Consider the following 25,462-nt stretch of genomic DNA (forward strand, 5'->3'; position numbering starts at 1 on the left):
GCAAATTCTCGAATAGCCTGGAGGTATCCCCGATGCTCCACCCCGAGGTATGACGCTGAACGAGAACGCCGCCCATCAGTTCCAGGTCGACCTGCGCGGAGTCATCGATCTGCTCAGCCGGCACATCTACTCCGGCCCCCGCGTGTATCTGCGCGAGCTCCTGCAGAACGCGGTCGACGCGATCGCCGCGCGCCGCGGCGTCGACGGCGGGGGCGGGCGCGTGCGGATCACGCCGGTGAGTGCGGCATCCGACGAGTTCGTCCTCCGCGACGACGGCGTCGGTCTCACCGCCGCCGAGGTCGCCGATCTGCTGGCGACCGTGGGGCGCAGCTCCAAGCGCGACATCTTCGACCTGCCGCGCGGCGACTACCTGGGCCAGTTCGGCATCGGAATGCTGTCGTGCTTCATGGTCTGCGACACCATCGTCATCCGCTCGCGCAGCGCCGCCGCCGGCGAGGCCGTCGAGTGGGTGGGCCGCTCCGACGGCACCTTCACGGTCGGCCCCGGCGCGCCGGAGACCCCCGTCGGCACCAGCGTGCACCTCTCCCCCCGCGCCGAGACGCGCGCCCTCGTGGAGACCGCGACGGTGCTCGAGCTCGCCGAGACCTTCGCCGCCTACCTGCCCGTGACGATCGCGGTCGACCTGCCCGCCGGCGGCGAGACGACGATCACCACCGCGCCCCCGTTCCTGTCCGCCGACCGCGAGACGCGGCTGGCCTACGGCCGCGACCTCCTCGGTGCGGAACCGCTGGACGTCATCGCGCTGACGGTGCCGGCGACGCAGACCCGCGGTGTCGCCTACGTGCTGCCGTTCGCGCCGCCGCCGTCGGCGCGGCAGAGCACCCGCGTGTACCTGCGCCGGATGCTGCTGACCGAGCGCGCCGACGACATCCTCCCCGACTGGGCGTTCTTCGCGCGCGCCGTCATCGACTCGGAGGGACTGCACCCGACCGCGAGCCGGGAGGCGCTGGTCGACGACGACGCGCTGGAGCAGACCCGTCGGGAGCTGGGCGACGGCATCCGCCGGTGGATCCTCGACCTCGCACTGAGCGATCCCGCCCGTCTCGCCCAGTTCGTCGCGATCCACGAGGTCGCCCTCAAGGCGCTCGTCCGCCACGACGACGAGCTCGCCCGCTTCATCGTCCGCTGGCTGTCGGTGGAGACCACGCAGGGCCGGCTGCGGATCGAGGAGCTCGTGCGCCGGTTCCCGCACGTGCGCTACGCCGAGACCGTCGACGAGTTCCGCCAGGTGGCGAGCGTCATCGACGACGGCGGGGTGCTGGTCGACGGCGGCTACGTCTACGACGCCGATCTGATCCGACGCCTCCCCGACGTCTTCCCCCACGTCACCGTCGAGCGCATCGAGGTGCTGGACGAGATCGACCGGCTCGATCTGCCGCCTCTGGACGACCGCGCCGCCGCGTTGGAGCTGGAACGCCGCGCGGCGGCGGCGCTGCCCGACGTCGACGTGATGGTCCGCTCCTTCGCGCGCGGCGAGCTGCCGGGCCTGTTCGTCTCCGACCCCGCCGTGCTGCGCGCGCTCGATCGCGGCCGTGCCCGCAGCGCCGGCGGTGCGCTGTGGGGCGGCGTGCTCGATCGCGCCGCCGCGGTCGTCGGCGGCGCGCCCGCCGACGGCGCCCCCGCCGCGCGGCTGTGTCTGAACTGGACCAACGCGCTCGTGCGCCGACTCGGATCGGCCCCGGACGGCCGGGTGTTCGACCTCGGCATCCACCTGCTGTACGTCCAGTCGCTGCTGGCCGGCCACCACCCGCTCGGCGCGGCCGACCGCGCACTGATGACGACCTCGCTCTCGGAGCTGCTCGGCCGTGCGTTGCACGCCGACGACCCGGCGGCATCCGCATCCCCCGAAGGAGAATCATGACCAGCTTCGCCTCCCGCGTCCGCACGCTCTTCGACGAGATCGACCGCACGCCGTGGGGTCCCGCCGAACGCGCGCTCGTCGCGGACGCCGTGTCGCTGGCGCGCGAGAGCGGTGACGAGCGGCTCGAGTACGAGGCCCGGCTGCGGCAGACATCGAGCGCCAACATGGCCGGCGACACCGACCTGATGCTCACCTCGTTCGCGTGGTGCCTGGCCCATCACGACGCCGACCCGGAGCGCTTCCCGGCCGTGCTCGAACCCGCCGGCGACCTTCTCTGGCACTACAAGTGGATGGCCGGCGCGCTCTCCAACTCGCCCGAGTTCGCCCCCGCGCAGATCGCGGCGGTGCTCGACGACATGGCGGAGCACTACCGCCGTGCCGGCGTCGGCGAGTCGGGCGTGCTCATGGCGCGCTTCGAGGACGCCTGGTCGGCGGGCCGTGTCGAGGAGGCGGCTGCCCTGCAGCAGCGACTGGAGGCGACCCCGCGAGACGACTACAGCCACTGCGACGCGTGCGTGCGCAGTCAGTTCGCCGGATTCTTCGCCGAGACGGGACGAGAGGACGACGCGATCCGCCTCGTGCAGGAGATGATCGAGGGCGGCTTCTCGTGCGGCGAGGAGCCGGAGCACGCGCTCGCCCGCATCCTGCTGCCGTACCTGCGCGCCGGGATGCTGGACGAGGCGCGCGCCGCGCACCTGCGCAGCTATCGGCTGGCCAAGGACAACCCCGCGAACCTCGCGATCATCGCGGACAACGTGGTCTTCTGCGCCGTCACCGGCAACGACGCCCGCACCCTGGCCCTCGTCGAGAAGCACCTCCCGTGGCTGGTGCACGACGGGCTGGATGCCGCGGCGCACGAGACCGCCCTGGCCGCGTTCGCCGTCGGCCTCGACGCGGTCGCCGCGGGCGGGCACCCCGACACGCCCGTGCGCGGCTCGGAGGCGGCCGAGCTGGTGGCCGTGCTCGGCCCGCACGACGGACCGTGGTCGGCCGCCGAGCTGGCGGCGCGGGCGTGGGCCGAAGCCGACCGCATCGCCGCCGCGTTCGACGCGCGCAACGGCACCGACGCGCATGCCCGTGCTCTCGCGCGACTGCGCGAGAGCGGGGCCGAGCGCTACGACGTGCCGATCCGCTCCCACGAGTTCTCGACCCTGGTCGCGGCGGAGGAGCCGCAGACCCCGCAGCAGCGGGTGGAGCGCGCGCTCGTGCTCGCCAGCGCGGGATCGAGCACCGCGATCGACGCCATCCGTGCCGCCCTCCCGGACGCCGTCGGGGAGGAACGGGTCGCTCTGAGCTCGCACCTCGTCTCCGCCCTCACCTCGTACGGCCGCACCGACGAGGCGTCCGCCGCGCTCGCGGACCGGCGCGCCATCCTGCGGGAGGCGGGCCTGGACGTGCAGGAGGCACTGGAGGAGCGGCTCGGACTCGTGCTGTTCGGCGTCGACCTGGTCGAGTCGCTCCCGCGCGTGCAGGACGAGCTCGACGCCCTGGCGGCGGATCGGATCGCCGAGCGGGCGGATCTGCTGTCGACGGTCGCGATCGGCCGACTCTGGGCGGGCGATCACGACGCCGCGCTGGCGCCGGCCCGCGATGCCGCGGCCCTGTTCGCCGAGGCCGGCGACGTGCGCCGCGCCCACGGTATGCGGCTGCTCGAGGCGGACGCGCTCTCGGCCGCCGACGACGCCGCCGGCGCCATCCGGGTCATCGACGCGCTGCTGGCCGATCCCGCGGTCGACGACGGCCGACGCGTGCGCGCCCTGGTGACCCGTGCCCGGCTGCACGGTGTCGTCGAGGAGTTCGCCGCGGGCGCCGCCGCCGCCGACGAGGCGGCGCGGATCGCGGTCTCGATCGGCGTGGACGACGTGATCGTCTCGGAGTCCTTCCTGCTCGCGGCGATGCTGCACGAGGATGCCGGTGCGCCCGCGGCGGCGGTCAGCCGCTACCGGGTCGCCGCGGAGCGCCGCGACGGCGCCGAACTGTCGAGCGTGGACGTCCGTTTCCGCCAGGGCCGCGCGATGCTCGCCGCCGGGTTCGCCGCGGAGGCGGTGGACACGCTGAACGAGGTGCTCCGCGAGGAGAGCGAGAGCGGCGTCGAGCCGGCCTCGCGCGCCCTCACCGCCGCGCTGCTGGCGCAGGCGCTGCAGGCGGCCGAGGAGTACGGCAACGCCGTGGGAGCGTGGGCGTACACGGCCGATCTCCGCGAGGAGGCCGAGGATGCCGCGGGCCGGGCGTACGCGCTCGTGCAGCAGGGCCGCCTGCTCGGACGCTTCGGCGCCCTGGACGATGCGATCGAGGTGCTCGCCGAGGCCGTCGGCATCGTCCGCGGCGACGACGACGAGGTGGGCCTGCTGGCCGACGCCCTGCACACCCTCGCCCAGGCGCATCAGCAGCGCGGCGACGACGAGGCGTTCGCCCTGGTCGACGAGGCTCTGGAGCTCGGCCGACGCCACGAGGCGGCATGGTTCGTCGCGGACGTGCTCGACACCCGCGCCCGTCTGCTGATCGGCCGCGGAGACGTCGACGACGCCGTCGCGACCGCCCTGCAGGCCGCGGACGCGTTCGCGGCGGCGGGCGACCCGGCCGGCGCCGGCGGGTCGGAGCTGCTGGCGGCGCGCGTGCTGCGCGAGGCCGGCCGGCCCGGCGACGCCGTGGCGGTCTACCGCGCCGCCTTCGACCACGCCGACGACGCCGAGGCCCTCCGACAGGCCGTCGCCCTCGAGCTGGGCGACGTCCTCGAGGGCCTCGGCCGTCACGCCGAGGCGGCCGAGGTCCGGGCGGTGCTGCCGGCCTGACCGGGCTCAGCCCGCGATGCGGATGAGCTTCTTGTTGACGAACTCCTCGGCGGCGAGCAGGCCCATCTCACGTCCCGTGCCGCTGCGCTTCACGCCGCCGAACGGCAGCTCGGGCGAGTCGGCGAGGACGATGTTGACGTAGACCATGCCGGCGTCGATGCGGTCGGCGATGCGGGCGGCCTGCGCGGGGTCGGTCGTGAAGACGTACGAGCCGAGGCCGAACTCGGTGCCGTTCGCGATCTCGACGGCCTCGTCCTCGCCGCTGACGCGGTAGACGACGCCGACGGGACCGAAGAACTCCTCGCGGTAGGCGTCCATGTCGGCGGTGACACCGGTGAGGACGGTGCCGGGGAAGAAGGCGCCGTCGCGCGTGCCGCCGGTCACGACCGTCGCGCCCTGCGCGACGGCACGGTCGACCTGCTCCTGCAGCCGCTCCGCGGCCGCCAGGGACGACAGCGGTCCGAGCACGGTGTCCTCGGCGAACGGATCGCCGACCTTCGCCGCCTGCAGGGCCGCGGCGAAGCGCTCGACGAACCCGTCGTACAGCTCGTCGGCGACGAGGAAGCGCTTGGCGCCGTTGCAGGACTGACCGTTGTTGTCCAGGCGCGCATCGACGGCCGCCTGCACCGCGGCATCCAGGTCGTCGGTGGACAGCAGGATGAAGGGGTCCGAGCCGCCGAGCTCCAGCACGACCTTCTTGAGGTTGCGGCCCGCGATCTCGGCGACCGCCGCGCCGGCGCGCTCGCTGCCGGTGACGGAGACGCCGTGTACGCGACGGTCGGCGATCACGTCGGCGGCCTGCTCGTTCGTGAGGCGGACGTCGACGTAGGCGCCGGCGGGGAATCCCGCGTCGGCGTACATGGCCGCGATGGCCGCCGCCGACTCGGGGCACTGCGGCGCGTGCTTGAGCAGGATCGTGTTGCCGATCGCCAGGTTGGGCGCGGCGAAGCGGGCGACCTGGTAGTAGGGGAAGTTCCACGGCATGATGCCCAGCAGCACGCCCAGGGGCGAGCGGCGGATGACGGCGGTGCCCTCCCCCAGGATGTCGAGGGGCCGGTCGCCGGTGATCTCGTCGATGTGATCGGCGTAGAACTCGGTGATGTCGGCGGCGAAGTCGACCTCGCCCTCGGCCGCGGCGAGCGGCTTGCCCATCTCGCGCACGATGATCGCGGCGAGCTCGTCGCGGCGCTCGCGGTGCAGCTCGGCGACGCGGCGCAGCAGCGCCGCGCGTTCGGCGGGCGTCGAGGTGCGCCCCCACGTCTGGGCCGCCTCGTGGGCGGCCGCGACGGCGGCCTCGACCTCCGACGAGGTGGCGTCCGGGTAGGTGGCGAGGGTCTCGCCGGTGGCGGGGTTCACAACCGCATACGTCATCGTCGTTCTCCGTTCGTGTCGGATCGTGCTCGGTTCGCGTTCGGATCAGGTGGCGGGGATCAGCGTGTACTTCGTCGACAGGTACTCGTGGATGCCCTCCAGGCCGCCCTCGCGCCCCATACCCGACTGCTTGACGCCGCCGAACGGTGCCGCCGCGTTGGACACGACGCCCGCGTTCAGCCCCATCATGCCGGTTTCGAGGCGGTCGATCATCCGCAGGCCCCGGGCGAGGTCCTCGGTGAAGACGTAGGAGACGAGGCCGTACTCCGTGTCGTTGGCCAGGCGCACCGCCTCGTCCTCGCTCCCGAACGTCGCGATCGCCAGCACCGGGCCGAAGATCTCCTCGCGCAGGATGTCGCTGCCGGCGGCGACGTCGGTGAGCACCGTGGGGGCGAAGAAGGTCCCGGGTCCGTCGATGGCCTCGCCACCGGTGAGCAGCCGAGCTCCGCGGGAGACGGCATCCGACACCAGCGCCTCGGTGCCGTCGACCGCCTTGCGGTCGATGAGCGGGCCGATCTGCACCCCGTCCTCCGTGCCGCGGCCCACGCGCATGGCGTCCACGCGCGCGGTGACGCGACGGGCGAACTCCGCCGCGACGGACTCGTGCACGATGAAGCGGTTCGCGGCGGTGCAGGCCTGCCCGATGTTGCGGAACTTCGCGAGCATCGCCCCGTCGACCGCCTTGTCGAGGTCGGCGTCGTCGAAGACCACGAACGGCGCATTGCCGCCGAGCTCCATCGACACCCGGAGCACGCCCTCGGCCGCCTGCGCGATGAGCTTCTTGCCCACCGGCGTCGATCCCGTGAACGACAGCTTGCGCAGGCGGGGGTCGGCGATGATCGGTGCCGAGAGTGCACCCGAGCGCGTCGTGGTGACCACGTTGACGACACCCGCGGGCAGACCCGCCTCGACGAGCAGGTCGACGAAGGCGAGCGTCGTCAGCGGGGTGAGCTCGGCGGGCTTGACCACCACGGTGCACCCCGCGGCGAGCGCGGGAGCGATCTTGCGGGTCGCCATCGCCAGCGGGAAGTTCCACGGCGTGATGAAGAAGCACGGTCCCACCGGGCGCTGGCTGACGATCATCCGCCCGGTGCCCTCCGGGTTGGAGCCGTAGCGGCCGGCGATGCGCACCGCCTCCTCGCTGAACCAGCGCAGGAACTCGCCGCCGTAGGTGACCTCCCCGCGCGCTTCGGCGAGGGGCTTTCCCATCTCCAGGGTCATCAGCAGGGCGAACTCGTCGGCGCGGGCGGTGAGCAGGTCGAACGCCCGGCGCAGGATGTCGCTGCGCACGCGCGGAGCGGTGGCCGCCCACTCCTCCTGCGCCGCGACCGCGGCGTCGAGGGCACGGATGCCGTCCTCGGGCGACGCGTCCGCGATCTCGACGAGGGTGTCGCCGGTCGCCGGATCGACCACCGGGAAGGTGCCGGCGGAGCCGTCCACCCACTCCCCGGCGATGAACAGTCCGCGGGGAACCTTCTCGAGCAGTGCGCTTTCGCTGATCAACGTGCGGCCTCCTTCAGGCGACGGGTGCTGGCGGGGGCGTCCGTGGACAGCGTCTCGCCCCGGAAGAAGGCGGGGCGCTTCACGAACTGCCAGATCATGAGGACGATGCCCACCACGATGATGAGCATGCCGAGGATGAAGACGATCCCGACGCCGCCGACGTTGGCCCCCGACCCGTAGGCCGGGTCCATCGAGTCGAACAGCGTCGTGAAGAACAGGACGGCGAGGATGGCCCCGCCGACGAGCGGGAACAGGAAGGTGAAGAAGACGTTGCGCACCGAGTCGAACCACTGCTTGCGGAAGTACCAGACGCAGGCGAACGCCGTGATGCCGTAGTAGAAGCAGATCATCATGCCGAGGGTCAGGATCGTGTCCCACAGCGTGTTCTCGCTCACGACGCGCATGACGGCGTAGAACGCCGACGCGACGATCGCCGAGACGATCGTGGCGAAGCCCGGCGTGAAGAACCGCGGGCTCACCCGGGCGAACGCGGGCGGAAGCGCGCCGTAGTGCCCCATCGACAGGAGCGTGCGCGCGGGTCCCACGAACGTCGACTGCAACGACGACGCCGAGGAGGTGAGCACGGCCAGCGACACCAGGAACGCGAGGGGACCGAGGATCGGCCCGGACAGGTGGAAGAACACGTTCTCCTGGATGCCCTCGTTGCCGAGGCCGAGCTCGCCCGTGCCGACACCGGCGTACATGATCATGGCGACCGCGAGCAGCAGGTAGATCGAGACGATCGTGAGCACCGTGATCGTCGCGGCGCGGCCCGGGGTCTTCTCGGGATCCTTCGTCTCCTCGTTCATGGTGAGAGTGACGTCCCACCCCCAGAAGATGAAGATCGACAGCGACAGGCCCGCCGCGAACGCGCTGAACGAGCCGACGGCGAACGGGTTGAACCAGCCGATGTCGAACGGCTGGAAGTCGAAGCCCTTGCCGCCCACGGCCTCCACGATCGCCGCGATCGCGAAGAACAGCAGCACGGCCACCTGGAAGGTGACCAGCACGTACTGCAGCTTCTGGGTGGTCTGCATGTCGCGGTAGGAGATGAAGGTCGCCGCCAGCATGAACAGCAGGCACACGCCGACGTTGATCCAGGTGTTCGCGGCCAGGTCGGCGATCTCCGCGTTGCCCGTGACCTGCGACAGCAGCAGGAACAGGAAGTCGACCGCGACGCCGGCGAGGTTCGACAGCACGAGGATGGTCGCGACCACGAGGCCCCACCCGGCCATCCACCCGACCCACGGGCCGAACGCGCGCGCCGCCCAGGTGAAGCTGGTCCCGGCATCCGGCATGCGGTTGTTCAGCTCGCGGTAGCCGAAGGCCACCAGCAGCATGGGGATGAAGCCGACGAGGATGATCGCCGGGATCTGTGCGCCGACGGCGGATGCCGTGGGCCCCACGGCCGCCGTGAAGGTGTAGGCCGGGGCGATGCACGAGATGCCGATGACGACGGCGCCGATGAGACCGATCGTGCCGGCGCTCAGCCCTTTGCTGGACAGGCCGCCGGTCTCGGCCGGCACGGCCGGCGCGTCGGATGCGGAGGGTGCGCTCATCGTCGAGCCTCCTCGGAGTGGGAACGGGTGCGGGGGACGACGATCACCGGGACGGTGATCTCGTGGAGCATCTTGGCCGCGGTGGAGCCGAGGAACAGCCGTCGCGGCTGGGCGAGTCGGCTCGAGCCGACCAGCACGACCTCGCCGGGAAGCCAGTCGAGGTACGACACCGCCTCCTCGATGCTGTCGCCCGCGGCGACCGCCACGTCGGTGCGCAGGCCCGCGGGAAGCTCGGCGCGCGCCGCGGCGAGCACCTCGTCGGCTTCGGTCGTGCCGGCGATGCGGATCGCCGCGGTGTCGGCCGACGGCGGCAGGTCGACCGGCAGCAGCGAGAGCAGCCGGACCGGCGCGCCGATGGCGCCGGCGAGCTCGGCCGTCTCGGTGATCAGCGCGTCGGCGCCGGGTCGGGTGCCGATCGCCACCGTCAGACGTGCGATGCCGGTCTCCGGCGCGATCTTGCGCGCACCGCGCGGCACGAGCACGACCGGCACGTCGGAGGAGTGCAGCAGCTCGGTCGTCGTCGAGCCCAGACGGTGGCGGCCGCGCGAGCCGCCGTCGGCGGCGCCGACCACGATGTACGAGGCCCTCAGCTCGTCGGCGAGGGTGACCAAGCCCTCGGCGAACGACTCCGCCGGCCGGACGTGGGCGTGCGCCACGACGTTCGCGGGGATGCGGTCGATCGCCTGCGCGATCCACGTCTGGGCCTGCGCGTGCAGGTGACGGTCGTAGCCGGCATCCGGCGGGGTGATGACGCTGCGGTCCGCGCTGGGCAGGATGATCGCGACGTCGAGCACGGCGTCCAGGGCCGCCGCGAGCCGCGCGGCGAACGCGACGGCGTCGCGACCGGGCTTGGTCGCGGTGTAGCCGACGACGAGGTGACCGCTCATGCGCGGATCTCGTCGAGGATCTGTTGCGCCGCGACGCGTCCCATCCGGATGGCGCCGTCGACGTGCTGGTAGCCCGCGCCGGCCATGTCGCTGCAGGCGAAGTGGATCGGCCCGACGGGCGTGCGCAGGTCGGCGCCGTAGCGGTGGAGCCCGCCGAGGTCGAAGGATGCCGCGTACGCGCCGCGCGTCCACTCCTCGCTGCCCCAGTCGCTCTCGTAGTAGACGACGGGGTCCTTCGCCTCGGGGCCGTAGTAGTGGCTCAGCGACTCGAGGATGCGCTCCTTGCGCTCCGCGGCGCTGAGGCGGAACAGGTCGTCCGCGGTGCGGTCGGACACGAAGCCGACCAGGGTGCCGCGCTCGTCGCCGTGGTTCGTGTTGTCGTAGGCCTCGTGCGAGAGCTCGTAGGGGCTGAACGCGGTGCCGGACAGGCCCTTCTCGCGCCAGAAGGGCGTCTCGTACACGGCGTGCACCTTGATGACGAAGCCCATCGAGATGTGCTGGTGCATCTGGTGCTGCAGACGCGGCAGCGGCGGGACGAACGAGATGCGGTTGTAGAGCACGGGGGCCAGCGCGAGGATCGCGTGACGGGCCCGCACCGTCACCCCCTCGGCGACGGCGACGACGCCTTCGCCCTCGGTGTACTCGAGGGTGCGCACCGGCTGGCCCAGGAAGACGTCGTCGCCCAGGCGCTCGGCGAGCAGCAGCGGCACCTGCTGCAGACCGCCGACGACGCGCTTGTCGAGGATGAAGTCGGCGTCGACGAGGTGGGTGTAGCTGCCGGCGGATGCCGCCATCAGCAGCGACTGCAGCAGCGAGAACGAGTGCGTCGGCTTGGTGAGCATCGCCGAGCCCGTCGGGAAGGCGAGGTTGCGGATGGCCTCGTCGTCGTCGGTCTGCTCGCGCAGCCAGGCATCCCAGGAGACGGTGTCCCACTCGGCGGCCTTCGGGTGGGCCCAGGGGCGGTCGGGGTCGATCTCGGCGACCATCGCGTCCAGGCGCGCGGTCACCTCGGCGATGATCCGCTCGGTCTCGGCGCTCACGGGGAACATGTCGCCGGTGTAGCGGTGGGCCACCCCGTCGGGTCCGATGTAGACGCTGTCGCCCTCGCGGTAGCGGTCGAAGGTCTCCAGGCCCAGCTCCGCGATGGTCTCCTTCAGCGCGTCCTGATCGGGCGAGACCCACTGGCCGCCGATCTCGAGCATCGCGCCCTCGATCGTGTCGGTCCACAGCCGGCCGCCGACGCGATCGCGCGCCTCGAGCACGGCCACCGACAGACCGGCCTTCTTGAGCTGGTTCGCGGCCGTCAGGCCCGCCGCTCCCGCTCCGATGACGACGACGTCACGTGTGATCTCGGTCATGGTATCTCCTCTGTCGTGAGTCCGGTTGCGTGGTGCTCCCGCACGATGTCCCGATAAGCGCTGTCACAGTGGCCTCTGGAAGACCGAAAGTGGGACATCGCCGGGCGCAAGTGGGACATGGGGTGGGGTGATGGCGTGGTGCCGGGGCGGGTTCAGTGGGCGGCGACGGCGGCGTGGGCGGCGACGGCGGCGGCGACCACGTCGACGCCCTCGGCGAGGAGGTCGTCCGAGATCGTCAGCGGCGGCAGGAAGCGGATGACGTTGCCGTAGGTGCCGCACGTGAGGACGATGACGCCCTGCGCGATCGCCGCCTTGGCGACCGCCGCGGTCAGCGCGGCATCCGGTGCCTTCGTGGCGGGGTCGACGAACTCGACGGCGATCATGGCGCCGGCGCCGCGGACGTCGCCGATGCGGGCGTCGGAGCCCTGCAGCGACTCGAAGCGGGCACGGAGGATCCCCCCGATCTCTCGTGCCCGCTCGAGCAGCCCGTCGTCCTCGAACGCGTCCATCGCGGCGAGCGCGGCGGCACAGGCCACGGGGTTGCCGCCGTACGTGCCGCCCAGGCCGCCGCCGTGGGTCGCGTCCATGATCTCGGCGCGACCGGTGACCGCCGCCAGCGGCATGCCCCCGGCGATGCCCTTCGCGGTCGTGATGAGGTCGGGGACGATGCCGAACAGGTCGCTCGCGAACATCTCGCCGGTGCGGGCGAAGCCCGTCTGGACCTCGTCGGCGATGAAGACGACGCCGTTCGCGCGGCACCAGTCCACGACCGCCGGAAGGAACCCCTCGGCGGGGACGATGAAGCCGCCCTCGCCCTGGATGGGCTCGATGATGACGGCGGCGAGGTTGTCGGCGCCGATCTGCTTCTCGATCAGTGAGATGGCCCTGGCCGCGGCGTCCGCACCGCTCAGGCCGTCGCGGAACGGGTAGGACGCGGGCACCCGATAGACCTCGGAGGCGAACGGCCCGAAGCCGCTCTTGTACGGCATCGACTTGGCGGTGAGGGCCATCGTCAGGTTCGTGCGGCCGTGGTAGGCGTGGTCGAAGGCGACGACGGCCTGACGTCCGGTCGCCTTCCGGGCGATCTTGATCGCGTTCTCGACGGCCTCGGCGCCCGAGTTGAACAGCGCGGACTTCTTCTCGTGGTCGCCCGGGGTCAGCCGGTTCAGCCGCTCGGCGACGGCGACGTAGGACTCGTAGGGCGAGATCATGAAGCACGTGTGGGTCATCTGGGCGACCGCGGCCTGCACGGCCGCCACGACGCGCGGGTTCGCGTTTCCGACGCTGGTCACCGCGATGCCGCTGCCGAGATCGATGAGCGAGTTCCCGTCGGCATCCACGACGACCCCGCCGCCCGCGGCGACGGCCTCGATCGGCACCGTGTGCGCGACACCCGCGGCGACGGCGGCGCTCTTGCGGGCCAGCAGCTCCTGCGAGCGGGGGCCGGGGATGCTGGTGACGAGGCGGCGCTCCTGCGCCAGGGTCGGTCCGCCGACGACGGCGCTGTCGATGATGCTCATGCCGGGAGCGTATGAGCCGCGAGCCCCGCGTCACACCTTCCGCCGTGTACATTCTGAGTCGAAGGGCATACATCGCGTACAGCGGGGTGCGCCCGTCGACCCGCAGACCGCACCGCCGCGCGCGGCCCCGCAGCGCGCCGAGGAGGCCCCGCCGTGACCGATCCGCAGCCCACCCTGCGCGCGCTCCTCGCGCGCCGCGACCTCGATCTGCGCCTCGCGTCGGATCCGGACGACCTCGACGCGGGAGCGCTGGAGGCCCCGCTGCGGTGGGTGCACAGCTCGGACCTCGCCGATCCGACGCCCTTCCTGGCCGACGACCTCCTGCTGCTGACCACCGGCACCCAGTTCGTGGGGGCCGGCCCCGCGCCCGACGGCGACCTCGACGGGTACACGGCCTACGTCGCACGGCTGCGCACCCGCGGCGTGCGCGGCCTCGGCTTCGGCACCGAGGTCGTCCGCGACGGCATCCCGCCCGCCCTCGTCGAGGCGTGCCGCGCCGAGCGGATGCCGCTGTTCGAGGTGCCCTACCGCACCCCGTTCATCGCCCTCGCCCGCGCGAACGCGGAGGCGATCGCCGCCCAGGCGTACGCCCGGCGCACGTGGGCGCTCTCGGCGCAGCGCGCCATCTCGCTCGCCGCCCTGCGCCCCGACGGGCTCGCCGCGACGGTGGCGGAGCTCGCGGCGCAGCTCGGCGCGTGGGTCGGGCTGTTCGATGCGGCGGGCACGCTCACCCAGAGCGCCCCCTCCGACGCCCTCGACGAGGCCGCGCTCGCGGCGCTCGCGACCGAGGCCGGGGCCGTCCTCCGCCGCGGCGCGCGCGCCGCCTCGACCCTCGACATCGGCGACCGCCACGTCACGATGCAGACGCTCGGCCGCGGCGGCCACCTGCGCGGCCTCATCGCGATCGTGGGCGCCGACCTCGATCTGGAGGGGCGCAGCGTCGTGACCTCGGTGATCGCGATGGCCGGGCTCGCCCTCGAACAGAACGTCGGCCTCGGCCGGGCCCGCTCGGCCCTGCGCACGGGCCTGCTGCAGACCCTGCTGTCCGACGACCCACAGCTGGCCCGGCGGGTGTCGCGGGAGCTGTGGGGCCCGCTGCCGGCGGCGCCCGTCGTCGTCGCGGTGGCCAACGTCTCCCCCGGGCGTGCGGACGCCGCCGTCGACTGGCTCGAGCTGCGCGCGGCCGAGCGCGGCGGCCTGTTCTACGCCCGCAGCTCCGACGGCATCGTCCTCGTCGAACCCGCCGGCGACGAGCGGGCCGCCGAGGCGCTCTCGGGGCTGCTCGACGCCGCCGTGGGGGTCTCGGAGCCCGCCGAGTACGCGGCGTTCGCGCGGGCGCACGCGCAAGCCCTCACCGCCCTGCGCACCGCCGCGCCCGGGCGGGTGGGACGCTTCGCGGATGCCGCCGGCGTGCTGTCGAGCCTCGACTCCCCCGCCGCGCGGGCCCTGGCCGACGCGCGCCTGCGTCCCCTGCGCGCGCACGACGCGGCCCACGGGACGGCGCTGATCGAGACGGTGCGCACGTGGCTGGCGCACGATGCCCGCATCGACGAGGCGGCGCGCAGCCTCGGCATCCATCGGCACACGGTGCGCGCCCGCGTCGCGCACGCGCAGCAGCTGCTCGGCGTGGACCTGTCCCGGTTCCCGGCACGGGCGGAGCTGTGGGCCGCGCTGGTCGCGTCGGACTGAGACGCGCGCGGGATTCTTGGCGGACTCTTGGCGTGCGTGTGGGTGGATGATGGCGGACAGGAACGGAGGACGCATGTCGCGCGACGGTGCCCGACCACGGCTGCTCTACGTCGAGGACGACCCGACGATCGCCGGGATGACCGTCGAGGTGCTCTCGGAGGTCTATGAGGTCACGCACCTCACGGACGGCCGCGCGGCCCGCGACCGCGCGCTGGCCGAACGCTTCGACGTGCTCGTGGTCGACCGCCGCCTGCCCGGGCTCGACGGCGTCGAGCTGGTGCAGGCCGTGCGCACCGCCCGCCTGACGACACCGGTCCTGCTGCTGACCGCGCTGGGCGCCGTGTCGGATCGGGTCGACGGTCTGGATGCCGGGGCCAACGACTACCTCGTGAAGCCCTTCGACTTCGACGAGCTGCTCGCGCGGCTGCGCGCCCTGGTGCGCGGCCACCGGGCGGAGGGGCGGCGGCGCCACCTCGGCGACTGGACCTTCATCGCCGAGTCGGCGGCCCTGTACGGGGCGGGCGGGGAGCGCATCGCCCTGACGGCGACGGAGGCGCGGCTGCTCGCTCTGCTCGCGGAGAGCCCCGAGCACGTGTTCTCGCGCGACGAGATCCTCGGTGCCGTCTTCTCCTCGGACGATGCGCTCAGCTCGGTCGACACCTATGTCCACTACATCCGCCGGAAGGCGTCGCCCGAGATCATCGAGACCGTGCGGGGCCGTGGCTACCGCGCCGGGAGCAGCGCATGAGCGACGACGCCGACCGCCGCCGCCTGCACCGCGCGGCGCTGAACGTGGGCGTCCTGGTGGGCGTCGCCTCCGCCGTCGTGGTGACCGCCGGTGTCGCCGTGCTCGTCTCGATCCTGCTGCTGTCGGCGCGCCCCGAGGCGCACCGGGGCGGCGGGGACGCGGGCCGCCCCGGCCCGGACGGCGACCGGATCGTGGTCGACGTCGACCACGTGCTGCCCTGGGTGATCGCGCTCGGGGTGGCGGGCGTGGTGCTGCTCGCCCTCGTCGCCTGGTTCGCCGCGCGGCGGGCGGTCACTCCTCTCGCCACGGCGCTGCGCCTCCAACGGGGGTTCGTGGCCGACGCGAGCCACGAGATGCGCACGCCGCTGACGGCCCTCACGAGCCGGGTGCAGATCCTCGAACGGCGCCACCGTCGAGGCGAGGACCTGACGGCCACCCTCGCCGCGCTGCGCTCCGACGCGGCCGTGATGGACGAGGTGCTCACCGACATGCTGCTGACCGCGGAGGGCAGCGCCTCGGAGCGCACCCCCACGCCGGTGGCGGACGCGATCGCCGCCGCCACGGCGACCATCGCGCCGCTCGCCGAGGAGGCCGGGGTCGCGGTCGTCGTCACCGGCGCGAGCGCCGCTCTGGTCCGGATGCCGCGCGTCACCCTCACCCGGCTGTGCGTGGCGCTGCTGGACAACGCCGTGCAGCATTCGCCGACGGGGGCGACCGTCGAGATCTCCGCGGCGACGTCGGGCGACACCGTCGAGGTGCGGGTGCACGATGCCGGCGCCGGCATCTCCGACGCCGATCGCGACCGGATCTTCGAGCGGTTCGCCCGCGGTCCGGAGTCGGGGAGGCGGCGGGGCTTCGGTCTGGGGCTCGCACTGGTGCGCGAGGCGGCCACGACGGTGGGCGGCACGGTGGGCATCGAGTCGACCTCCTCGCGCGGGACGACGATGCTGCTGCGGCTGCCCGCCGCCTGACGACGGCTCGGCCCGCGCCCGGCCGCCTGCCGCGGCGCGATCAGGCCGCCGCGTGGACGACCGTCTCCACGCCCACGCCGCCGAGCCACCGGCGCACGCGGAGCGACGCGGGCTCGCCGCCGGGGCCGTCCGTCGCGGCGGCGACCAGTCCGGAGCGCAGCGGCGCACCCCACAGCCACCCGAGGTCCTCGTCCGCCGAGACGGCGACCGCCGTCGCCCACGCGTCGGCGGTGGTGAGGTCGTCGGCGACGACGGTGGCGCTGACGAGACCGGGCACCGGCTTGCCCGACCGCGGGTCGATCAGGTGCGCTCCCCGCTCCGCCGTCCCGGATGTCGCCACGGCGCCGGCCCGCAGCTCGACGGTCGCCAGCAGCGCGCCCGGGAGGCGCGGGTCGGCGATGCCGACGCGCCACGACCAGTCCGCGTCGGCGGCCGTCCACACCCGCAGATCGCCGCCGACGTTGATCCCGACGGCCACGACGTCGCCGCCCTCGAGGAGGGGGACCAGGTGCGCGTCGGCGGAGCGGTCGGCCGCCCAGCCCTTCACGTAGCCGGTGGGATCGAATCCGCCGCGCCAGGAGGCGCTGAAGCGGCCGCCGGTGGCGGTCTCGAGCCGGGCGCAGGCCTGCGCCACCTCCCGCAGCCGCGGATCGGCGTCGGCGAGCGCCAGCTCCCCGCGACGCAGCCGTGAGACCTGCGAGGCGGATCGGAACGGCGAGAAGAGGGCGTCGAGCTCGCGCAGCGCCGCGATCGTGGATGCCGCGGCGTCCGCGGCACGCTGCGGCACGGCGCCCGCGGCGATCACGTGGATGCTGACGGTGGTGCCCATGACCGCGGCCGTCCAGGCCTGCCGCCGCGGCGCGTTCACGCCGCCGCCTGATCGATCGCCGACTGCAGCGACGCGATGTAGCCGTCGCTGGTGTAGGTCGCCCCCGAGACCATGTCGATGGCGGCGCTCTGGGCGGCCATCGTCTCCGAGATCAGGCGGGGCAGCGCGTTCTGGTTGATCTGCCGGTCGCGGCCGTTGCTGCTCGGGTACTGGGGGGTCTGCACGTCCGTGATGACACCGCCCGCCACCGTGATCTGCACCTGCACGGCGCCGTAGCGGGTGTCGGCGGCGGCGCCCGTGTAGGTGCCGTCGGCGAGGCCGGTGCCCGACGAGGCCGTCGCGGACGGTGTGGCCGCGGCGGCCGACGCGGTGGCGCGCGGCGTCGTCGTCGGCGTCGTCGCGGTCGGCGCGGTCGCGGTGCGGGCGGCGGCGGTGGCCGTGTCCGTGGCCGCGGACGCCTGATCCTCGGGCAACGACGTGCGGTAGCTGAAGAGCAGGACGAGCCCGCTCAGGGTCGCGAGTATCGCGTAGACGATCTTCTTCATCGTCGTCTCCTCTCCCGGCGTCAGACGCCGAAGGCTTCGCTGTGGATCCGGTCGGCGCTCACGCCCACGGCGCGCAGGTCGCGCCGGACGGCGGCCATCCAGGGCTCGGGTCCGCAGAGGAACACGTCGTGCTCGTCGAGGGCCGGCACCAGCCGCCGCAGCAGCTCGGCACCCCGTCCGTCGGCGAAGTGCGCCGGCATCCACGTGGAGCCCTCGACCCGCCGTGGGCCGTGGAGCGCGACGTGGCGGACGCCGCGGTCGCGCACGAGGCGGTCGATGGCCGCCGTCCGCATCGCCTCGGCCGGCGCGTGGTCGCGCGTCACGAGCGTCGCCTCCCCGGCGGCGTACGGCTCGGCCTCGAGCAACGCCACGAGGGGTGCGACGCCCGCGCCCGCGCCGAGCAGGAGCAGGCCCCGCCGGGTGCGGGCCTCCCCCGTGAACTCTCCGTACGGCCCCTCGATGAGCAAGCGCGTGCCGGGGCGCAGCGTCGCCAGGCGCCGGGTGCCGTCTCCGACCATGCGGGCCGCGACGACCAGCTCCCCGCGGCGCGGGTCGGCGGCGAGCGACAGCGGGTGCCCCCTCGTCCAGCCGGGGCCGTCCAGGAAGCGCCACACGAAGAACTGCCCCGCGCGGGCGCCGAGCCGCCCGAGCCTGCGGCCGCGCATGCGCACCACGACGCCGACCGGGCCGTCGGCCTCCACGGCCGTGACGCGGATGCCGTGGCGTGCCGATCGCCACAGCGGAAGGCCGACCCGGTACACCAGCACCGCCGCCGCCGTGACGGCCCACAGCCCCCACCAGTAGACCTCGGCGAGCGGATGCGCCGCGAAGTCCGCGCCGGTCCACAGCATGTGCGGGATCGCGAGGCCCACGCCGAGGTAGCCGTACAGGTGCAGCAGGTGCCACGACTCGTAGCGCATCGCGCGGCGCGCACGGCGGATGCTCGTCACCACGACCAGCACCAGCAGGCCCGTCCCGGCGGTGGCGAGCAGCATCCCGGGATAGTTCCAGACGAAGTCCCACAGTTGCACGAACACGTTCACGTCCGCCTGCGCCGCGTAGCCGGCGACCAGCAGGGCGATGTGGGCCAGCAGCAGCCAGAACGACCAGAAGCCGACCCAGCGGTGCATCCGCGTGATCGCGTCGCGGCCGAACGCCCGCTCGAACAGCGGCACGCGCGCCATCAACAGCACCTGGTACAGCAGCAGGTTCGCCGACACCAGGCCCGTGATGCGGCCCAGCGTGTTGAGGGTGTCGGCATCCCACGCGAGCAGATCCTGCACGGCGCCGCCGGCGACCCACAGCGCCACGACGAACAGGCTGGTCGCCCAGATGACGGCGATCGCGACGAGGCGCCGCACCGGTCGCCACGACCGGGCGCGCACGGCGGGTGCGGCGGCGACGAAGGTGGCTCGGGTGGCTCGGGTGGCGGCCTGGGTGGTCATGCGTCGAGCGTCGCCGAGCGGCTCTGAGACAAGGCCAAGAATCCGCCGCCCCGGCGGCATCCATAGGAACCTGACAGGAACGCGGGCCGGAGCTCAGCAGCCGCAGCTGTGGCGGATCACCACGCGCGGGGCGAACACCGCGTCGAAGCGCGTCTGCCCCTCCGGCAGCGGGCCGGCGGTGCCCGCCAGGATGCGGGCGGCGGCGCGGCCCATCGCCTCCATCGGCTGACGCACCGACGTGAGCGTCGGCGTGCTGAGACGGCCGGCCAGGATGCCGTCGAACCCGGTGACCGCGACGTCGTCGGGCACCCGCACGCCGAGCGCGGCGAGGGCATCCAGCGCCATCAGGGCGTGCTGATCGGTGGCGCAGACGAGCACGCGCGGCAGGGCACCGCTCGCGTGCAGCGCGCTCAGCTGCTCGACCATGCGGTGCGGACCGCGCACCGTCCCGTCGATCGGCTCGTCGCGCGGGCGCAGACCCCAGCGGGTCAGCGACGCGCGGTAGGCGGCGAACCGCTCGGCGTTGTCGAAGCCCTCCTGCCGGCCGACGAAGGCGACGTCGTCGTAGCCGTGATCGCGCACGAGATGATCCACGAGCGCGCTCATGCCGCCCGCATTGTCCACGCGCACGCGATGGTGCGGGTCATCGCCCGGGGCGACGCTGAACAGCACCGTGGGGATGGTCGCGGGCATCCGCAGCAGCGCCGTCGGCAGCACGGGCGACGGGAAGATCGCCAGACCGTCGACCCGGCCCGCCGTGTCGGCCACCGAGACGTCGCTGTCGGAGCCGCTGGAGAGCACCACCGGCCGCCCCAGCATCCAGCACTCCAGCGCGAAGCCGCGCTGGACCTCGTCGACGTACAGCGGGAACGCGCGGGGATCGGACAGCGTCTCGTCGTCGGTCTGCGACCACGGGATGATGGCCCCGGCATCCAGCGGCGGACGGCGCGTGTCGGGCCGCGGCGGCGCGATGTCGCTCGGGTCGGCCCGCTCGAGCATGAGGTCGAACGCGTGCAGGCCCAGGATGCCGGTGCGACCGTTCGCGAGCCCACGGGCGGCGGCGCTCGGGGCGTAGCCGAGGCGGCGCGCCGCGGCCAGCACGCGCTCGCGCGTCGCCTCGCTGATGCGTTCGGGCCGGCGGAAGGCGAACGACACCGACGCGATCGACACGCCCGCCTCCTGCGCGACGTCGTAGACCGTCGGGCGACGCGAGCCGGCGTCACTCATGCGCAGCCCCTCCTCGTGTCCACGGCCGCCTCACGCGTCGGCGCGGCCTCCGACCCGCATCGGCAGCTCCAGGCCGAAGTGGACCGGGAAGAGGGGGTCGCCCGTATCCGACGGTACATCTTCGCGGGAGGCGCGCACGGCATCCATCGAGCGCGGCAGCTCGATCGGCAGGCGCCCCTCGGGCGCGATGCGGCCCGTGAGCACGTCGACGACCGCGCGCGACGAGCTGCCGAAGTCGACGACGATCGCCGACGCGAACGCCGCGAACGGGGTCAGGATGCCGGGACGGTCGAGATTGACCACGAGCACGAGCGGGCAGTGCGCGGCGATGCTCCTCATCCGGTAGACGCGGCCGGGCGGGAACTCGAGCGAGCCCTGGTGGAACCACGCCTCGAGGAAGAGGTCGTCGCGCGGCTCGAACGGCGCACCGAGGCGCACGAGCGCGAGATCCGCGTCGGCGGGGTCGGCGACGATCTCGCCCAGCTCGGCGACGTCCTCGGGGCGGAACCCCTCGACGTACACCCGGCGCCCGGCTCCGCTCAGCGGCAGCACCGGGTGATCCGCGCCCGGCGTCGGACGGTTCTGCACCACCGTCAGCGAACGCGCCTGCGCGCGCTCCCCCTCCGCCCGGAACTGCGCGTTCCCGACGATGCGCTCCGCCTCGTCGGGGTCGACGAACGGGTCGTCGAACAGGCCCAGCTGGAACTTCACGCGCAGGAGGCGAAGCGCGGACGCGTCGATGCGGGCCTCGTCGACGCGCCCCGCGCGCACGAGCTCGATCAGCAGGTCGACGCACTCCTCGCCGCCGAACTGGTCGGCCCCGGCATCCAGGATCTTGAGCATGCGTTCGCTCGGCGACAGCTCCTCGACGCCCCAGGCGCGCGCCGGCAGCACCTGGTCGCCGACGTGGTTGTCGTTGACCAGCTCCCAGTCGGTGACGACGACCCCGTCGAAGCCGAGCTCGCCGCGGAGGAGGTCCGTGACGATCTGCCGGTTGTAGCCGAAGCCGACCTCTTCGATGGGCACCCCGTTGCGCTCCAGCCCGATGGGCATGCCGTAGTACGGCATCATCGCGGCGGTGCCGCGGCGGATCGCCTCGCGGAACGGCTCCAGGTGGTACTCGAACATGCCGCCCGGGTAGACCTGCTCGCGCCCGTACGGGAAGTGCGCGTCCTCGCCGTCCTTCTGCGGACCGCCGCCCGGGAAGTGCTTTGTCGTGCACGCGACGCTGTCGGGTCCGAGCGCGTCACCCTGGAAGCCCTGCAGATAGGCGGCGGTGAACTCGGCGACCCGCGCGGCATCCTGCCCGAGGGTCTGGGCCTGCCGCCCCCAGCGGGGCTCGGTCGCGAGGTCGATCTGGGGGTGCAGGGCGGCGCGGATGCCGACGGCGCGGTACTCCTGCCGCGCGACGTCCGCGAACCGGCGCACCGTCTCGACGTCGTCGATCGCCGCCAGTCCGAGGCCCTCCGGCCACTGCGAGAACGGCCCGGCGGCGAAGCCCACGCCGGTGTTCTCGACGAACGCGTGCCGCGGATCGGTGCTGACGGTGACGGGCACCCCGTGCGGAGTCTGCGCGGCCAGGGCCTGCAGGTTGTTGTTCCAGACGGCGGCCTGCCGGGCGGAGCGGATGGCGTGCACGTTGAAGTGCGACAGGTGCTTGCCGCGGACGACCGTGGTCGTCGGCGACTTCGAGATGCGCCCGGGCGCCTCCAGCAGCTCGCCCTCCTCCCCCACCTCGATGACGGTCTGGAACATCAGCCCGCACTTCTCCTCCAGGCTCATCCGGGCCACGAGGTCGGCGGCGCGCTCGTCGGCGCTGCGGCGCGGATCCTCGTACGGATCCATCACCCCGTTGGCGTTGAGGTCGCGGAAGCGGGTGCCGTCGGGCGCGGTGAGATACGTGGGGGTCATGATTCTCTTTCTCGAGGCGGGTCGCGGGGGCTCACTTGAGCCCGGTCGTGGCGACGCCCTGGATGAAGTAGCGCTGCAGGAAGACGAACAGCAGCAGGATCGGCGCGATCACGAGCACGGACCCCGCCAGCAGCAGGCCGTAGTCGGTCGCGTTCTGTCCGGTCGAGTACAGCGAGAGCGCCACCGGGAGGGTGTACATGTTCTCGGTCTGGGCCGCGACGAGCGGCCACAGGAAGTTGTTCCACGACGCGAGGAAGGTGAGGATGCCGAGGGTCGCCAGCGGCGGCCCGCACAGCGGCATGACGACACGGGCGAAGATGCGCAGCTCCCCCGCCCCGTCGATGCGCGCCGCCTCGATGAGCTCGTCGGGGATGCCGAGCATGAACTGGCGCATGAGGAACACGCCGAGCGGCGTCGTGATGAACGGCAGGATCAGCGCCGCGTAGCTGCTGGTCAGCCCGAGCGAGGAGACCATCACGAACAGCGGCACGAAGGTGACGACGCCCGGCACCATGAGCGTCACGAGCACCACGGCGAACAGGATCTTCTTGCCGGGGAAGTCCATCTTCGCCAGCGCGTAGCCGACCATCGAGCAGAACACGAGGTTGCCGAGCACGGTCAGCAGTGCCACGACGATGCTGTTGGTGAAGAAGCGGCCGATGTCGAGCGGGCCGAACCACTGGGCGAAGTTGTCCCACGTGAACTCGCGCGGCCACCACGTGGGCGGGCGTTGCAGGATCTCGGCCTGGGTCTTGACGGAGCCCAGCAGCATCCAGGCGAACGGCAGCATCCACACGATGAGGCCGAAGACGAGCACGGTGTAGGTGACGGCCCGGCCGGTGACGGCGCGGCGCGCGCGCCGCGTCGGGCGGGCGGTGACAGGAGCGGTCATGGCGGGGTCCTCTCAGTCCTTCGTCCGCAGCAGCCGGAACTGCAGCAGGCTCAGCAGCGCGATCGCGAGGAACAGGATGTAGCTGGCCGCCGAGGCGACGCCGTACTGCCCGAAGCCGAACTGCTTGAACGTGTAATAGGCGACCGACAGGGTCGAGTCGAGCGGGCCGCCCTGGGTCATCACGAAGGCCTCCTCGAAGAACTGCAGGAAGCCGACCGAGATGAGCACGGCGCCCAGCAGCAGCGTCGGGCGCAGCATCGGCAGCGTGACCGCGGTGAGGCGCCGCCACGCCGAGGCGCCGTCCATCATGGCGGCCTCCTTGACGTCGGTCGGGATGGCCTGCAGGCCCGCCAGGAAGATCACCATCAGCGTGCCCACGTTGCGCCACACCGCCACCGCGATGAGCGACGGCAGCGCCCAGGTGGTGTCGTTGAGCCAGTCCGGCCCCTGGATGCCGACGACGGCGAGGGCGCTGTTGAGCAGCCCGTCCGGCTGCAGGATGTAGCGCCACACCACCGCGACGGCGACGATGCTCGTCACGACCGGTGCGTAGAAGCCGACGCGCAGGAACGAGACGATGCGCCCGCCGCCGGAGTTCAGGGCGAGCGCCAGTGCGAGCGCGACGGCCATCGTCACGGGGATGCCGACGACGACGAACGTCGCCGTCACGCCCATCGACTTCAGGAACGTGGGGTCGGTCAGCACCTTGACGTACTGATCGAGGCCCACGAAGTCGACCGCGAACGGGGAGCGGATGTCCTGCGCGCGGAAGTCGGTGAACGACATCGCGAACGAGCCCACGATCGGCACGATCATGAAGACCGCGAACACGATCACGAACGGGAGCGCGAACCCCCACGCGATCCATCCCTGACGCCGACGCCGGGACGACCCGGGTCGGCGACCACGGCCGCGACCGGAGACGGCGGCGGCCGCTCCGGTCGCGGCCAGTGATGCCTGCGTCATCTCGATCAGCCCATTCCGAGGGCGTCGGCCTTGCTCTGCAGCTCCTTCATGGCGTCTGCAGGGCTCTGGGTGCCCAGGCGCACCTTCTCGAGCACGGCGTCGCCCGCGGCGGCGACCTGCACCCACGTCGTGGTCGCCGGCACCGACTTCGCGGTCTCGAGCTGCGTGCCGAACGCGGCGAGCGTCGGCTGCGAGGCGAGGGCCTGCTCCTTCCACGCGGCCTGGACGGCGGGCAGGTCACCGGTCTTCTCGTACCACTGCGCCTGCGTCGTCGGATCGGTCAGCCACTGCGCGAGCTTCCAGGCGGAGTGCGCGTTCTTCGAGTTCTTGAAGACCGTGAGGTTCGCCCCGCCGCTGAACGAGGTGGACGACTCCTTCGTGGGCAGCACGGCGGTGGTGAACTTGCTGGAGAAGCCCTCCCCGCCGACCTTCTCGAGCGAGCCGATCATGAACGGCCCGTCGATGAGCATCGGGGTCGTGCCGGCGACGAAGTCCGCCTCCTGCGCGCCCGACGAGCGGTCGGCCGCCGGGTTGGCGATGCCCTTCTGGAAGAAGCTCTGGTAGTACTCGTAGGCCTCGACCATCTGTGGCGTGTCGACGGTCCACTTATCGCCGTCGACGAGCGAGGCGCCGTTGGACCACGGCATCCACAGCGTGCCCTGGAACGAGTCGTTGCCGCCCGGCAGACGGATGCCGTACTCGGCACCGGCCTTGGACTGCATGTCGGCGGCCATCTGGCTCAGCTCGTCCCACGTGGTGGGGGCCGTGGTCCAGCCCGCCTTCTCGGCGAGGTCGGTGCGGTAGTAGAGCACGCGGGTGTCGACGTACCAGGGCGCCCCGGTCATGCGGTCGCCCACCTGGGTCGACGCGACGGCGCCGGGGAAGGTCCCGGAGGTGTCGAGGTCGGTCGGCACGGTCTGGAACGCGTCGGCGAAGTCGGCCATCCAGGTCGAACCCATCATGGCGATGTCGGGCGTCGTGCCGCCGGCGATGGCGGTCTGGATCTTGCTGTACGCGGCATCCCACGGGATCGCCGTGACCTCGACGGTGACGCCGGGGTTGGCCTCTTCGAACGTCTTCACGAAGTCGGGCAGCGCCTCGCCCTCCGCACCCATCGCCCACATCGTGATCGTGCCGGTGGCCGGCTCGCTTCCGATGGTCGTGGCGCTGTCGGGTGCGCTCGCGGCGTCGTCTGCGCGACCGCATCCCGCGAGCGCGAGCGCGCCGATGGCGACGAGAGCGACGGCTCCCAGCCGGACATGTTTCATGGTTCCTCCTCGAACGGGACACCCGCTGCGGTGTCGCTGGCCACTTTACTTATGCGCATAACCTTCGTCAAGACGGTGTCCCGCGAAACACCATCGACG

At 72.8% G+C, this 25,462-nt stretch carries 19 protein-coding genes; 5 read left to right on the forward strand and 14 right to left on the reverse strand.

The annotated features are described in order from the left end of the window. Positions 1-49: 49 nt before the first annotated feature. Both KY498_RS07905 and KY498_RS07910 read left to right on the forward strand, forming a co-directional pair. Positions 50-1,882, forward strand: a complete 1,833-nt coding sequence (locus tag KY498_RS07905; RefSeq protein ID WP_101305750.1) for an HSP90 family protein — start codon at positions 50-52, stop codon at positions 1,880-1,882. Further along, on the forward strand, positions 1,879-4,674 hold the full coding sequence (locus KY498_RS07910; RefSeq protein WP_191007999.1) for a hypothetical protein: 2,796 nt from the start codon (positions 1,879-1,881) through the stop codon (positions 4,672-4,674). Before KY498_RS07905 ends, KY498_RS07910 begins: the two co-directional genes overlap by 4 nt. A 6-nt stretch (positions 4,675-4,680) precedes the next feature. Here the strand turns inward: KY498_RS07910 and KY498_RS07915 are convergent, their stop codons facing one another. From KY498_RS07915 to gabT, 6 genes are all read right to left on the reverse strand, one after another. Continuing rightward, positions 4,681-6,045 (reverse strand): NAD-dependent succinate-semialdehyde dehydrogenase, encoded by a 1,365-nt coding sequence (locus KY498_RS07915; protein WP_061782323.1) that lies wholly within the window; start codon positions 6,043-6,045, stop codon positions 4,681-4,683. A gap of 45 nt (positions 6,046-6,090) precedes the next feature. Continuing rightward, positions 6,091-7,548, reverse strand: a complete 1,458-nt coding sequence (locus KY498_RS07920; RefSeq protein ID WP_191007997.1) for an NAD-dependent succinate-semialdehyde dehydrogenase — start codon at positions 7,546-7,548, stop codon at positions 6,091-6,093. Continuing rightward, positions 7,545-9,107, reverse strand: a complete 1,563-nt coding sequence (locus tag KY498_RS07925) for an APC family permease (RefSeq protein ID WP_060959220.1) — start codon at positions 9,105-9,107, stop codon at positions 7,545-7,547. The genes KY498_RS07920 and KY498_RS07925 overlap by 4 nt, the downstream gene beginning before the upstream one ends. Further along, on the reverse strand, positions 9,104-9,994 hold the full coding sequence (locus tag KY498_RS07930; protein ID WP_060959221.1) for a universal stress protein: 891 nt from the start codon (positions 9,992-9,994) through the stop codon (positions 9,104-9,106). The genes KY498_RS07925 and KY498_RS07930 overlap by 4 nt, the downstream gene beginning before the upstream one ends. Continuing rightward, a complete protein-coding gene (locus KY498_RS07935; protein ID WP_060959222.1) occupies positions 9,991-11,352 on the reverse strand; it encodes an NAD(P)/FAD-dependent oxidoreductase in 1,362 nt (453 codons plus the stop codon). The genes KY498_RS07930 and KY498_RS07935 overlap by 4 nt, the downstream gene beginning before the upstream one ends. 152 nt (positions 11,353-11,504) lie before the next feature. Next, positions 11,505-12,872 (reverse strand): 4-aminobutyrate--2-oxoglutarate transaminase, encoded by a 1,368-nt coding sequence (gene gabT, locus KY498_RS07940; protein WP_191007996.1) that lies wholly within the window; start codon positions 12,870-12,872, stop codon positions 11,505-11,507. 153 nt (positions 12,873-13,025) lie between these two features. On the opposite strand from gabT, the gene KY498_RS07945 reads away from it, so the two are divergent. From KY498_RS07945 to KY498_RS07955, 3 genes are all read left to right on the forward strand, one after another. Further along, positions 13,026-14,561 (forward strand): PucR family transcriptional regulator, encoded by a 1,536-nt coding sequence (locus KY498_RS07945; protein WP_191007995.1) that lies wholly within the window; start codon positions 13,026-13,028, stop codon positions 14,559-14,561. Positions 14,562-14,634: 73 nt separating this feature from the next. After that, positions 14,635-15,309 (forward strand): response regulator transcription factor, encoded by a 675-nt coding sequence (locus KY498_RS07950; protein WP_061782320.1) that lies wholly within the window; start codon positions 14,635-14,637, stop codon positions 15,307-15,309. Then, complete coding sequence (locus KY498_RS07955) at positions 15,306-16,280, forward strand: sensor histidine kinase KdpD (RefSeq protein ID WP_191007994.1); 975 nt, start codon at positions 15,306-15,308, stop codon at positions 16,278-16,280. The genes KY498_RS07950 and KY498_RS07955 overlap by 4 nt, the downstream gene beginning before the upstream one ends. A gap of 40 nt (positions 16,281-16,320) precedes the next feature. On the opposite strand, the gene KY498_RS07960 is transcribed toward KY498_RS07955, so the two are convergent. The 8 genes from KY498_RS07960 to KY498_RS07995 form a co-directional block, all read right to left on the reverse strand. Then, positions 16,321-17,148 (reverse strand): FAD:protein FMN transferase, encoded by an 828-nt coding sequence (locus KY498_RS07960; RefSeq protein WP_191007993.1) that lies wholly within the window; start codon positions 17,146-17,148, stop codon positions 16,321-16,323. Continuing rightward, a complete protein-coding gene (locus KY498_RS07965; RefSeq protein WP_191007992.1) occupies positions 17,145-17,654 on the reverse strand; it encodes an FMN-binding protein in 510 nt (169 codons plus the stop codon). Before KY498_RS07965 ends, KY498_RS07960 begins: the two co-directional genes overlap by 4 nt. Positions 17,655-17,674: 20 nt before the next feature. Further along, positions 17,675-19,099 (reverse strand): ferric reductase-like transmembrane domain-containing protein, encoded by a 1,425-nt coding sequence (locus KY498_RS07970; RefSeq protein WP_191007991.1) that lies wholly within the window; start codon positions 19,097-19,099, stop codon positions 17,675-17,677. A gap of 93 nt (positions 19,100-19,192) precedes the next feature. Further along, complete coding sequence (locus KY498_RS07975) at positions 19,193-20,326, reverse strand: LacI family DNA-binding transcriptional regulator (protein WP_191007990.1); 1,134 nt, start codon at positions 20,324-20,326, stop codon at positions 19,193-19,195. Positions 20,327-20,356: 30 nt separating this feature from the next. After that, positions 20,357-22,237 (reverse strand): glycoside hydrolase family 3 protein, encoded by a 1,881-nt coding sequence (locus KY498_RS07980; RefSeq protein WP_191007989.1) that lies wholly within the window; start codon positions 22,235-22,237, stop codon positions 20,357-20,359. A gap of 31 nt (positions 22,238-22,268) precedes the next feature. Next, positions 22,269-23,129, reverse strand: a complete 861-nt coding sequence (locus tag KY498_RS07985) for a carbohydrate ABC transporter permease (protein ID WP_191007988.1) — start codon at positions 23,127-23,129, stop codon at positions 22,269-22,271. Positions 23,130-23,141: 12 nt separating this feature from the next. Next, positions 23,142-24,095 (reverse strand): carbohydrate ABC transporter permease, encoded by a 954-nt coding sequence (locus tag KY498_RS07990; RefSeq protein ID WP_191007987.1) that lies wholly within the window; start codon positions 24,093-24,095, stop codon positions 23,142-23,144. A 5-nt stretch (positions 24,096-24,100) separates the two neighbouring features. Further along, a complete protein-coding gene (locus KY498_RS07995) occupies positions 24,101-25,363 on the reverse strand; it encodes an extracellular solute-binding protein (RefSeq protein WP_191007986.1) in 1,263 nt (420 codons plus the stop codon). Between the last annotated feature and the right edge of the window lie 99 nt (positions 25,364-25,462).

This window comes from Microbacterium sp. PAMC21962, from assembly GCF_019443465.1.
In the GTDB taxonomy this organism is placed as follows: Bacteria; Actinomycetota; Actinomycetes; order Actinomycetales; family Microbacteriaceae; genus Microbacterium; species Microbacterium hominis.

Bases quoted from the DNA above. Each gene is read 5' to 3' on its own strand.
- KY498_RS07905 (WP_101305750.1), top strand. From the start codon at position 50: ATGACGCTGAACGAGAACGCCGCCCATCAGTTCCAGGTCGACCTGCGC.
- KY498_RS07910 (WP_191007999.1), top strand. From the start codon at position 1,879: ATGACCAGCTTCGCCTCCCGCGTCCGCACGCTCTTCGACGAGATCGAC.
- KY498_RS07915 (WP_061782323.1), bottom strand. From the start codon at position 6,045: ATGACGTATGCGGTTGTGAACCCCGCCACCGGCGAGACCCTCGCCACC.
- KY498_RS07925 (WP_060959220.1), bottom strand. From the start codon at position 9,107: ATGAGCGCACCCTCCGCATCCGACGCGCCGGCCGTGCCGGCCGAGACC.
- KY498_RS07930 (WP_060959221.1), bottom strand. From the start codon at position 9,994: ATGAGCGGTCACCTCGTCGTCGGCTACACCGCGACCAAGCCCGGTCGC.
- KY498_RS07935 (WP_060959222.1), bottom strand. From the start codon at position 11,352: ATGACCGAGATCACACGTGACGTCGTCGTCATCGGAGCGGGAGCGGCG.
- gabT (WP_191007996.1), bottom strand. From the start codon at position 12,872: ATGAGCATCATCGACAGCGCCGTCGTCGGCGGACCGACCCTGGCGCAG.
- KY498_RS07950 (WP_061782320.1), top strand. From the start codon at position 14,635: ATGTCGCGCGACGGTGCCCGACCACGGCTGCTCTACGTCGAGGACGAC.
- KY498_RS07955 (WP_191007994.1), top strand. From the start codon at position 15,306: ATGAGCGACGACGCCGACCGCCGCCGCCTGCACCGCGCGGCGCTGAAC.
- KY498_RS07965 (WP_191007992.1), bottom strand. From the start codon at position 17,654: ATGAAGAAGATCGTCTACGCGATACTCGCGACCCTGAGCGGGCTCGTC.
- KY498_RS07970 (WP_191007991.1), bottom strand. From the start codon at position 19,099: ATGACCACCCAGGCCGCCACCCGAGCCACCCGAGCCACCTTCGTCGCC.
- KY498_RS07975 (WP_191007990.1), bottom strand. From the start codon at position 20,326: ATGAGTGACGCCGGCTCGCGTCGCCCGACGGTCTACGACGTCGCGCAG.
- KY498_RS07980 (WP_191007989.1), bottom strand. From the start codon at position 22,237: ATGACCCCCACGTATCTCACCGCGCCCGACGGCACCCGCTTCCGCGAC.
- KY498_RS07985 (WP_191007988.1), bottom strand. From the start codon at position 23,129: ATGACCGCTCCTGTCACCGCCCGCCCGACGCGGCGCGCGCGCCGCGCC.
- KY498_RS07990 (WP_191007987.1), bottom strand. From the start codon at position 24,095: ATGACGCAGGCATCACTGGCCGCGACCGGAGCGGCCGCCGCCGTCTCC.
- KY498_RS07995 (WP_191007986.1), bottom strand. From the start codon at position 25,363: ATGAAACATGTCCGGCTGGGAGCCGTCGCTCTCGTCGCCATCGGCGCG.